Source organism: Acidisoma sp. S159 (assembly GCF_009766125.1).
Taxonomy (GTDB): Bacteria; Pseudomonadota; Alphaproteobacteria; order Acetobacterales; family Acetobacteraceae; genus Acidisoma.
On the sequence record NZ_LMUG01000045.1, the window covers coordinates 379,825 to 390,003 of the forward strand.

Here is a 10,179-nt window from a genome sequence, read left to right on the forward strand (position 1 = left end):
CCGTTGAGTATTGGATCGCCCTAACGGTTCCGCATCGCCATGGCGGCGAAGACTTCGGGTGCATGGGGGATAGGCGCGACGGCTCCGTAGCCGGTGGTCGAGATGGCGGCGGCGGCGGCGGCGTAATGGGCGGCGTCCTCATTCGGCTCGCCGGCCAGAAGACGGGCGAGCAGGGCGCCGCAGAAGGTGTCGCCGGCGCCGGTGGCATCCACGGCGGCGACGGTGAAGGCCGGGATGCGCTGCCGTCCGGCGGGTGTGCCGACATAAACGCCCTGCTCGCCCATCTTCAGCACGACCAGGCCCGGGCCGAGGCCGAGGTAGAAGTCGAGGATCGCCTCGGGATCCTCGAGACCGGTCAGCAGCCTGGCGTCTTCCAGGCCCGGCAGCGCGACATCGGCCTGGCAGATCGCTGCGTGGATAACAGCGGCGGCGCGGAGCGGCGGCCAGAGGGCGGGGCGATAGTTGGTGTCGTAAGCGACAGCGACGCCATGCTTTCGGGCGACGGCGAAGGCGTGGAAGATGGCGTCGGCGGCGCTCTCGGAGATACCCTGGCTGATGCCTGAGGCGAAGACCAGGCGGGCGCCGGCGATCGTCGACTCGGGGATATCGGCGACGGCCAGTGTCGATGCCGCCGAGCCTCGGCGGTGATAGGTGAAGCGATGGCCGTCCGGGCCATGGGTCACGAAATAGGCCCCGGTCGGATGCGCGATCGAGCGCTTGACCGTGCTGGTATCGATGCCCTCGGCCTTCCAAAGAGAAAGGAGCGAGTCGCCGCCGGGATCTTCGCCAATCGCGGTGAGGTAGCCGACCTTGGCGCCCTGCCGGGCGGCGGCGATGGCGACGTTGGACGTGTCCCCGCCATGGCCCTGCTGATAGAGCACGCGGCCATCATCCGTTGCCGGGAGCTGGTTATATTCCAGCAACGGCTCGCCGATGCAGAGAAGATCGACTGCCATCTTCGCGATATGCGCCCGGACTGTCAGGTGGAGGCCATGATCTGTTCGGCGGCGGCGGTGACCGCCGCACGATCGCCCGCCGCGACTAGTCCCTCGTCGCAGAGCTTGCCGCCCATGCCGACAAAGCTCGCCCCCGCCGCGAGATAGGCTGCGACATTGCTCGGGTCGACGCCGCCGGTCGGGCAGAAGACGACCTCGGGGAAGACACTGCAGAGCGACTTGATATGGGCGGGTCCGCCGGCCGAACTGGCGGGGAATATCTTGACGACCTGCGCCCCGGCCTTGCGGGCCGCGCGCACCTCGGTCGGCGTCATGGCGCCGGACATCAGGATGGCGCCCGCCGCGCGGCAGGGTGCGACGAGATCGGGATCGACCCAGGGCGAGACGAGGAAACGCGCGCCGGCGCGCAGGCAGATATCGGCCGTGGCGGCATCCGGCACCGTGCCGGCGCCCACCAGCAGAGAGGCATCTGTGGAAAGCTCCCGGATCAGGGCAGGTGCGTCGGGGATCGTCATGGTGATCTCGAAGATGCGGAGGCCGGCGTCATGGAGCCAGCGCACCGCGGTCGCGGCATGAGCCGCGTTCTTCATGCGAAGGACGGGCACGACGCGGGCCGCCTTTAGCTGCCCGATCAAGGGGTGTTCGCTCATGGTTCGACTTTCCTCCCGTGATCGCCTTGTCGGCCGCTTCGCCGCCGCCCCGTCGCCAGAACCGCCTCGACCAGGATGTCGGCGTCCTCGATGCGGCTGCGATGATTGACGAAGGCGGCCCGGATGGCCAGAGCGCCGCCGATCACGGTGGTGGAAGGGGCAGCGATACCGGCTTCCTGCAGGTCGGCGGCGAGTTCGGCGTTGAGGTTATCCGGGTCCGTGCCACGATAGCGGAAGCAGACGATGTTGAGTGGCACCGGCGCCAGGAGTTCGAGTTCGGGCTCGGCGCGGATCCGCTCGGCGAGATGGCGGGCGATGGTGCAGCTTTGTTGGGCCACGGCGCCCAGGCGGTCGGCGCCGAAGGCTTGCAGGGTGAACCACACCTTCAGCGCGCGGAAGCCACGCGAGAGATCCGGGCCGAGGTCGCAGGGCCAGGGCGCATTGGCGGCGAGGCCGCGCGCGCCGGGTCGCAGATAGGCGGCGGACGAGGCGAAGGTCGCGAGCTGATCTGCCTGGTCGCGCACCAGGATGCAGCCGGCGTCGTAGGGCACTTGGGCCCATTTGTGGAAGTCGAAGGCGATCGAGCGGGCGCGGTCCATGCCTCGCACGAGATGACGCAGGCCGGGGGCGAGAGCTGCTAAAGCGCCGAACGCGCCATCGACGTGGAACCAGAGATCCTCGGCGGCGCAGAGATCGGCGATGGCGGGGAGGTCGTCGAAGGCGCCGATATCGACGGAGCCGGCGGTGCCGATCACCATGAAGGGTTGCGCGCCCTGTTGCCGGTCGGCGGCGATGGCGGCGGCGAGGGCGGATTGGTCCATCGCGAAGTCGTTGTTCGTCGGGATGAGGCGGAGGGCGGCGCTGCCGATGCCGGCCATGTCGAGCGCATCCGGAACGCAGCGGTGGGCGGAAGCCGAGGCGTAGGCGGTGAGCCGAACGTCTCTGAGACCGTCCCGGCGGCAGTCCGCCCCCAAGGCCGCGGTGCGCGCCATGAGGACGGCCATGAAATTGGCCATCGAACTGCCGGTGACGAGGAGGCCGCCAGCTGTCGCGGGAAGGCCGAAGGCCTCGGCGGCCCAGCGGATAACCTGTCGCTCGACCTCGACGGGGGCGTGGTCACGGCCGCCCAGATTGGCGTTCAGGCCTGCGGCGAGCATCTCCGCCAGCATGCCGACGGGAGTGCCGCCGCCGTGAACCCAGCCCATGAAGCGTGGATGGGTATTGCCGGTGCCGTAGGGGAGAATCTGTTCGCGGAACTGATCGTAGATCGTCGCAAGAGGGCACGGCGCGGGATCGAGCGGCGCTCGCAGGGTTTCGCGCGTGGCATCGGGTAGAGGCCGCCAGACGGGCTCGGTTCGCCGGTCACGCAGATGGTCGATCATGTCGTCGAGCATGCGATGCCCGATCCTGCGAAAGGCCTCCCAATCCTTGGGATCGAGATCGGTTTCGGCTTTCAGTTCTGCAATTATGTCCGGCACGACGCCCTTATGAGGGGCCTCCGCCGTGGGCGGAAGAGGGGAGTTTCCCGCTCAGCAAAGACCCCAGGCGCCGAACCCCTGCTGGTCACGGTGCATCCCATCGAGCTGAAGGCCGGACCGGCCGAAATCCTGGCCAACCGACCAAGTCATCGCATCCGCGAAGGCGATCTCGTCAAAAGGCTCGTGGTCCTCGAAAGTCTCAAGCTCCGGCATCTGGCGAAACGCGACGCCATCGGGCCGCACGAAGGGCAGCACCGTCGCCCCCTCCGAAACCGGCTGCTTGCCGGTCACCATCTTCCCAAGCATTTCGCACTCCTGTCGTCGTCGCGACCGATTTTAGACTTATTTGCGCCACATTTACTAGTGCGCTCGGCCTGGACCTCATTTTCTCAACCTTATCAATGCATCAATATGGCACGACCGAGGCAAATTGCGGCGGCGAATCGCTACAAGATCACGCGAGCCCCGGTCAGGCGGAGCACCACGACGGTGGTCAGGATGGCGACTACGACGACCGTGAGCGCCCAGCGCAGCCATAGATAGCGTTTCGACAGGAAGCCGTAGCGATGGCCACCCTGCTCGCCAACCATGGTCGCGATGAAGCCCGCGATGAGCACGCAGAGGCCGATCGCGGGCGCCGGCGCCAGGATACCGACCAGCAATGCGACCCAGCCGATCAGAGCCGGCAGAATGCCGAGCGCGATGCGGCCCTGCTGAACGCGGCTCGGGATCGTGCCCGGAACTCCGCCCACGCGAGTGGATGGCAGGCCGAGCTCATCGACCTCGCCTTCCGCCAGCACCCAGCCCCAGTGGATGCCGCCCAGGAAAGAGAGGATCACGGCGCCATAGGCCAGCAAGGCGATCATTCCATGCGCCTGGGATGGCGCCTGCCAGGCGCAGGCGAGATAGGCGCAGGCTAGAAAGGGGACGAGGCCCAACACGCTGAGCAGCAAGACCAGGGGGTGATTGGCGCGGATCATGGCATCTTCTTTCTTGGCTCGTTTGGCGGCTTGTTCCCGGCATCTTCGCATGCCGGGAGGGGTTTAGGCGTTAGCTGCTGCCAAGCGACGCGCCTTCGCAGGTTCGGCCGGGCTGCAAATGATGTAGGAGGTCTTCGGGATTTGGCGCCGCGGCTTGCGCCTATTCGGACGAAGATAGGCGAGGGCTGTGGAAATCTGGCTGGAACTCTGCGGCATTTTGCTGCTGATCCTGATCAATGGCCTCTTCGCAGGTAGCGAGCTGGCATTGATCTCGTCGCGGCGGGCACGTCTCGCCGTGCTGGAACGGAAAGGGGTCGCAGGGGCCGGCGTCGCCCGGCGGCTGAAGGAGCGGCCGCAAATCTTTCTGCCGACGGTGCAGGTCGGCATCACCCTTGTCAGCGTCGTCACCGGCATGTTCAGCGGCGAGCGGGTGACTGTGGCGCTGCAACACCTGATGGAACGCAGCCAGCTGCTGCGCCCGATCGCCCATGGCTTCGCCTTCTTCGTCACCGTCGTCGCTATCACCTTCCTCACCATGGTGCTGGGCGAACTCGTGCCGAAACAGCTTGCCTTGCGATGGCCCGAGCTGCTGTCCTCCCGCGTCGCCCCCATGCTCGTGCTGATGGCTCGCATTTCGACCCCGGTCATCTGGATTCTCAGCAAAACCTCGGCGGGCATCCTGCGCCTGATGGGTGTCCATCGCGCGCGGCCTGATCTGCCGAGCGAAGAGGAGCTGCGGGCTTTGCTCGCCGAAAGCACGCAGACCGGGGTGCTGGAGAGCGAGGAGAAGCTCATGATCGAGCGGGTCCTCCGCCTCGCCGATAAGCCGGTGCGGGCGATCATGACGCCGCGCACGGAAATCGCCTGGATCGATCGTGCCGCGACCCATGCCGACATCGTCGCTCGCATCAAGGGCAATGCCCATTCGCGCTTCGTGGTGGGCGACGGCACCGTCGATAACGTCGTGGGCGTCGTTCAGGCCAAGGACATGCTGGACCGCTTGCTGAGCGGCGGGACACTCTCTCTGGATGACGCGATGCGCCAGCCGATGATCGTGCCGGACGCGATCTCGGCGCTGGACGCGCTGGAGCGGCTGAAGGGCGATGCCAACGGCATGGCGCTGGTGATCGACGAATATGGAAGTTTCGAGGGGCTGATTACCGCCGCCGATATGCTGGAGGCGATCGTCGGCGACGCGGATGACACCGGGACGGAGGCGCGCGGGCATGCGACGGGTGCGTCTCACGAAACGAACTTCGTGTTCGACGGGCTCATGCCGCTGGATGAGCTCAAGGAGAAGCTGTCGCTGGGCAATCTGCCGGCACCGGGCACCTACCATACGGCGGCCGGCCTGATCCTGGCGCTGCTGCGCCGGGTGCCGCAGACGGGGGATGCGCTGCTGTTCGGCGATTGGCGGTTCGAGGTGCTCAGCATGGATGGCCGGCGGGTGGATAAGCTGCGCGTGGAACGGCAGAGCGAGGTCCCATCGTGATGGCCGGTGCCGAGGAGAGCGGGAGGCTGGCGCGGGAGGATGGCGCAAGCCTGGCATGGCGGCGCCTGCGCGGCGCCGGGCCGACGATCGTGTTCCTGCCCGGCTTTCGCAGCGACATGGAAGGCTCGAAGGCGATGCATCTGGCGGCTTTCGCCGCCCGGCGTGGCCAGGCGATGCTGCGGCTGGACTATTCGGGCCATGGGGCGAGCGGCGGCCGTTTCGAGGATGGTACGATTGGCCTTTGGTCGGCGGATGCGCTGCGCGTGATTGATGCGGTCACCGAGGGGCCGGTGATCCTGGTCGGTTCGTCCATGGGCGGCTGGATCGGGCTCAACATTGCGCTTGCTCGGCCCCAGCGTGTGGCGGGCTTTGTCGGTATCGCCGCGGCGCCCGATTTCACCGAGCGGCTGATCTGGGAGGCACTGGCGCCTCGGGAGCGCGAGACGCTGCTCTCCGCAGGCGTCCTGGCGATGCCGAGCGAGTATGGCGAGCCGACACCCATAACCTTGGGCCTGATCGAGGATGGCCGGCTCCATCTCCGGCTCAACGGCCCGATAGCCCTCGACTGCCCGGTGCGGCTGTTGCAGGGACAGCGGGACAGCGATGTGCCCTGGCGAACCGCGCTCGATATCGCGGAGCGGGTGACAGGCGACGACGTGAGGGTGACCCTTGTGAAGGACGGCGATCACCGACTGTCACGAGAGGCCGATCTCGCTTTGCTGGAGGGCGTGGTCGGCGCGCTGCTCGATGCGCCTTGAGGCCGCCATCACTTTGCCTTAGGGCAGACCGGCTTAGGTAAGATGATCGTTCTGCTCGAAGGACGGCCTTGGGGGGCGACCATGAAGCTGACGTTGCGTGTAGTTCTGGCCCTTGGCCTGCTTCTGCCTTTGGGCGCGCCAATTCGCGGCGCTCAGGCCGACGATTTCTACATTACGCCAGCGGATGTAAACCTTGAGGAGATGCTGGCGCCCCCGCCGCTGCTCGGCTCAGACGCCCAGAAGGCGGACATGAAGGCGGTCATGGACGCGCAGGCGGCGCGGACCACGGACCAGGTCACGGCCTCGGTCAAGGACTTCAAGAAGTCGATCTTCCGCTTTGGCGATGTTCTTGGCCCGGGCTTCACGAAGGTAAACCTCCCGTTCACGGACGCGTTCTTCAAGCGCGTCATATTGAACGACTCGGAAATCATTACTGCCGCCAAGGGCTATTTCATGCGGCCGCGCCCCTTCATCACGAATGACCAGGTCAATCCGGTGATGCTGCGGCCGGGCGGCGGAGGATACCCGAGCGGGCATTCCACCTTCGCCTATGTGACCGCCATCCTGCTCGGCATCATGGTGCCGGAGAAGCGTGACGCGTTGTTCGCCCGCGCGAACGACTTCGCATCCATGCGGGTCATCTCAGGTGAGCACTATCCCAGCGACGTGGCGGCCGGGAAGGTCGCCGCCGCCTTGATGGCCAATGCGCTTCTCCATTCGGCGAAATTCATGGCGGATTTCAAAACCTCTGAGGTCGAGGTCCGCAGGATGCTCAATCTCCCTCCCGCTCCCCCAACGACCTCGCCTTAGCCGGGCGGCGGTCAGGCGCGGTCGCCGACCGGACCAACATAGGACATGTCCAGACTTGCCTGAGGCCGCCGCATAAGCTCGAAGCCGGAGAGGTGGAGGTAATCAACGAGGCGCTCCGCCGTCATCTCGGCCTCATCGCGACTGTCCCGCCGGTTACGCGTCGCCCGGCTGCGAAGAACAAAGGCGAGTTCCTGCACCACTTCGCGATCATCGGCGGGGTGAAGAAGAGTTTCGAGCATGGCCTGCGACCTCTCTGAATACTGCGACTTGATCTAGGTAGGATGAAATTAGGAACAAAGCAAGAACATTGACGATTAAGTGACTCGGGGCGTGAAGATCCAATGTTTCAGCCTGAGAAGTTTAGCCGCGGTTCTTAATCCTGACTCCACACCTATTCGATTGATGGCCCACAACCATATCGGCCAGGGGCACGCCGATCCGGCCTGGGGCCTGAGGAGATTCGGATGTCCGTCATCAACCCCGCAGGTCCGCTGCCCAAAGCTAAGGTCCCGCCCACGGAGGGTCCAAAGCCGGAAGGATTGATGGCGCTGGCCACGGGCGTTGTCGTTGTGGTCGCGCTCTATCTTGGCCGCGACGTGCTGATTCCGATCACGCTCGCCATTCTCCTCAGCTTTGTCCTCGCGCCCTTGGTGGGGCTGCTTCGCCGCCTTCGACTGCCGAAAGTCGTGGCGGTTCTGCTGGCCGTGCTACTGGCGCTCGGTGTCATCCTCCTGATCGGCGGACTTATCGGCTCCCAGATCGCGAGTCTGGCCGGTGACCTGCCCCGCTACCAGGCGACCGTACTCCACAAGTTCGAGGCCGTTCGCGGCTTTGCCATGGAACGGCTGCATACGGTGATGAGCCATTTTGCGCCGCATATCGGACCGCATCCAACTGCGGCGGATGCCGCGGCCTCAGCTGCCACCGCGGGCGATGGCGGGCCGCAGCCGCTGCCTGTCGCGGTCCAGGAACCGACTCCCTCGGCTTTCGCGTTGTTTAAGCGCTTTCTGGAACCGATTCTCAGTCCGATCGAGACGGTCGGCATCGTGCTCGTTGTCGCCATCTTCATCCTGATGCAGCAGGAGGACCTGCGGGATCGGTTGATCCGGCTTTTCGGATCGACCGATCTGCATCGCACCACGCTTGCAATCGACGATGCCGCGCATCGTCTGTCGCGTTACTTCCTCACACAGCTCTGTATCAATGCGGGCTTCGGCGTGATCATTGGCATAGGTCTGACGATCATTGGAGTGCCGAGCCCGATCCTTTGGGGTGTCTTGGGCATGCTGCTGCGATTCGTGCCGTATATCGGCTCGCTCATCGCAGCGCTCCTGCCCATCTGCCTCGCCGCGGCCGTTGATCCCAATTGGGGAATGTCGATCTGGACCCTCGCCCTTTTCCTCCTGACGGAAAGCGTGATGGGGCAGGTCGTGGAGCCGATGCTGTACGGCCATAGCACCGGGCTTTCCCCCGTGGCGGTGATCGTGGTCGCGATTTTCTGGAGTTGGCTGTGGGGGCCTATCGGCCTGATCCTGTCGACCCCTCTCACACTGTGCCTCGTGGTCGTCGGGCGCCATGTGGAGAAGCTGGAGTTTTTCGACGTGCTGCTGGGAGATCGGCCCGCGCTTACGCCGGTCGAGACCTTTTACCAGCGGCTCCTCGCCCACGATCCGGATGAGATGCTGGAACAGGCCGAAGACTTGCTCGCTACACGCTCGCTCTCCTCCTACTACGACGAAATCGCTTTCAAGTCCTTGCAGCTCGCCGCGGGCGATGTCGGTCGCGGCGTGGTGTCCGAGCAGCAGATCGCGCGGCTGCGCGACGACCTCCAATCGCTCGTCGATGAGTTGGAGGAGTATGACGACGTCGATCCGCCGGAGCGGTTGGGGAAGGACATCATCGGTGTCGCGGGCGTGGAGCGGGCCGATCGTGGTGTGCCCGCCACGCTGCCCGCGCCGGATGCAAATGTCGAGCCTGTGGCGAACCCAGGTGAAGCGCAGACGCCTCTGCCGCTAGTGTTGTGTATCTCGGGCCGTGGTGCACTGGACGACGCGGCAGCTGGGATGCTTGCGCAGCTTCTGCGAAAGCATGGCTTCGCGACGCGGCTGGTGCCGCATGAGGCAACCTCACGCAGCGGTATCGCGACTCTCGACCTCACCGACGTCAGGATGATCTGCATCTCATATTTGGAGATCATCGGCCATCCCACGCATCTTCGTTACCTGCTGCGGCGTCTGAGACTACGGGACGCAACCGTGCCAATCCTCGTGGGACTTTGGCCAATGGAGGATCCATTCCTCTCAAATGAGGAGATGCGCGCGATGATGGGAGCAAGCGCCTATGTCACTTCGCTGCGCGATGCGGTCATACAATGTGTCGAAATCTGCAGCGAAAGCCCAGGACGGTCAGGCAGCGAGTCTCAGGCTGCATGACCTAGTGCAACGCAACCTATCGCAGGCGCATCAGGACTATATGGGTATACAAATTTTTTGGCTCGAGCTGTTCAGCGCTGTTGAGCAGAAAGCATATTGAGAGCCAGGCAATTTCTTCGATATAGCAACATCAAAGCCTCGGGGCTGTGCGACATTTCGTCGCAAAGTCTTTCCGCTTTCGAATCGTGTTATGCTGAGGCAAATTGATTTTCAGGGGAGGTTAGACCTCCGCTGATGCTTCGCCACACAAAGGTTAATATTCATCTAATGAGGCGCAGAAAATACGAAACAGCTGAGGGTACGGGCACTGTCGCCGCGTGGTTTGCATGCTATTCCATGGTCACTGTCTAGCTTTCATAGGCCACCCTCGGCAAATCCTCCCGACTGACCTTCTTCGTTGCCCAGTCGGAGCCCCAGTCGCTAAGCGATAGTGGACATCGAGAGCCAATCGAAACGAAATTTCGTTCGATTGCCTTTATCGATTTGAACGGCATCGGCCTGAGCCACCGTGACTGGTGGCGGGGCCTCTTTACTGGAAGAGGAAGACTAGGGTCAGGACTCATTCTTTGAGATAGAAGGTGACACTGGCTGCGATGCAGATGGCGGAGAAGAAGGTGTGTGCG

Annotated in this window: 10 protein-coding genes; 4 read left to right on the forward strand and 6 right to left on the reverse strand. The window is 64.4% G+C overall.

The genetic code is table 11. The features are described 5' to 3' along the window. Positions 1 to 20 precede the first annotated feature (20 nt). The 5 genes from GSQ92_RS15000 to GSQ92_RS15020 form a co-directional block, all read right to left on the reverse strand. Positions 21 to 956: a sugar kinase gene (locus GSQ92_RS15000; protein WP_158806400.1), complete on the reverse strand. Its 936-nt coding sequence runs from the start codon at positions 954 to 956 to the stop codon at positions 21 to 23. Between the two features lie 23 nt (positions 957 to 979). Beyond that, on the reverse strand, positions 980 to 1,606 hold the full coding sequence (locus GSQ92_RS15005; protein ID WP_158806402.1) for a bifunctional 4-hydroxy-2-oxoglutarate aldolase/2-dehydro-3-deoxy-phosphogluconate aldolase: 627 nt from the start codon (positions 1,604 to 1,606) through the stop codon (positions 980 to 982). Next, the gene (locus GSQ92_RS15010; RefSeq protein ID WP_159013649.1) at positions 1,603 to 3,000 is read right to left on the reverse strand and encodes a pyridoxal-dependent decarboxylase; all 1,398 of its coding nucleotides are present in this window, start codon (positions 2,998 to 3,000) and stop codon (positions 1,603 to 1,605) included. Before GSQ92_RS15010 ends, GSQ92_RS15005 begins: the two co-directional genes overlap by 4 nt. A 135-nt stretch (positions 3,001 to 3,135) precedes the next feature. Continuing rightward, a complete protein-coding gene (locus tag GSQ92_RS15015; protein ID WP_158806403.1) occupies positions 3,136 to 3,390 on the reverse strand; it encodes a hypothetical protein in 255 nt (84 codons plus the stop codon). A gap of 140 nt (positions 3,391 to 3,530) precedes the next feature. After that, a complete protein-coding gene (locus GSQ92_RS15020; protein ID WP_158806405.1) occupies positions 3,531 to 4,064 on the reverse strand; it encodes a DUF3429 domain-containing protein in 534 nt (177 codons plus the stop codon). Between the two features lie 193 nt (positions 4,065 to 4,257). Here GSQ92_RS15020 and GSQ92_RS15025 point away from each other — a divergent pair, with 193 nt between their 5' ends. Genes GSQ92_RS15025 through GSQ92_RS15035 form a run of 3 tightly spaced genes read left to right on the forward strand, consistent with a single transcriptional unit; the run spans position 4,258 to position 7,124 of the window. After that, positions 4,258 to 5,556 (forward strand): hemolysin family protein, encoded by a 1,299-nt coding sequence (locus GSQ92_RS15025; protein WP_371418098.1) that lies wholly within the window; start codon positions 4,258 to 4,260, stop codon positions 5,554 to 5,556. Continuing rightward, entirely contained in the window at positions 5,556 to 6,314 is a 759-nt protein-coding gene (locus tag GSQ92_RS15030; RefSeq protein ID WP_158806648.1) for a carboxylesterase, read from the forward strand. The genes GSQ92_RS15025 and GSQ92_RS15030 overlap by 1 nt, the downstream gene beginning before the upstream one ends. A 42-nt stretch (positions 6,315 to 6,356) precedes the next feature. Continuing rightward, entirely contained in the window at positions 6,357 to 7,124 is a 768-nt protein-coding gene (locus tag GSQ92_RS15035) for a phosphatase PAP2 family protein (RefSeq protein ID WP_158806415.1), read from the forward strand. 11 nt (positions 7,125 to 7,135) lie between these two features. On the opposite strand, the gene GSQ92_RS15040 is transcribed toward GSQ92_RS15035, so the two are convergent. After that, positions 7,136 to 7,363 (reverse strand): hypothetical protein, encoded by a 228-nt coding sequence (locus GSQ92_RS15040; protein WP_158806416.1) that lies wholly within the window; start codon positions 7,361 to 7,363, stop codon positions 7,136 to 7,138. Between the two features lie 225 nt (positions 7,364 to 7,588). Between GSQ92_RS15040 and GSQ92_RS15045 the strand changes: the two genes are divergently transcribed. Further along, the gene (locus GSQ92_RS15045) at positions 7,589 to 9,556 is read left to right on the forward strand and encodes an AI-2E family transporter (protein WP_158806418.1); all 1,968 of its coding nucleotides are present in this window, start codon (positions 7,589 to 7,591) and stop codon (positions 9,554 to 9,556) included. The last annotated feature ends 623 nt before the right edge of the window (positions 9,557 to 10,179 follow it).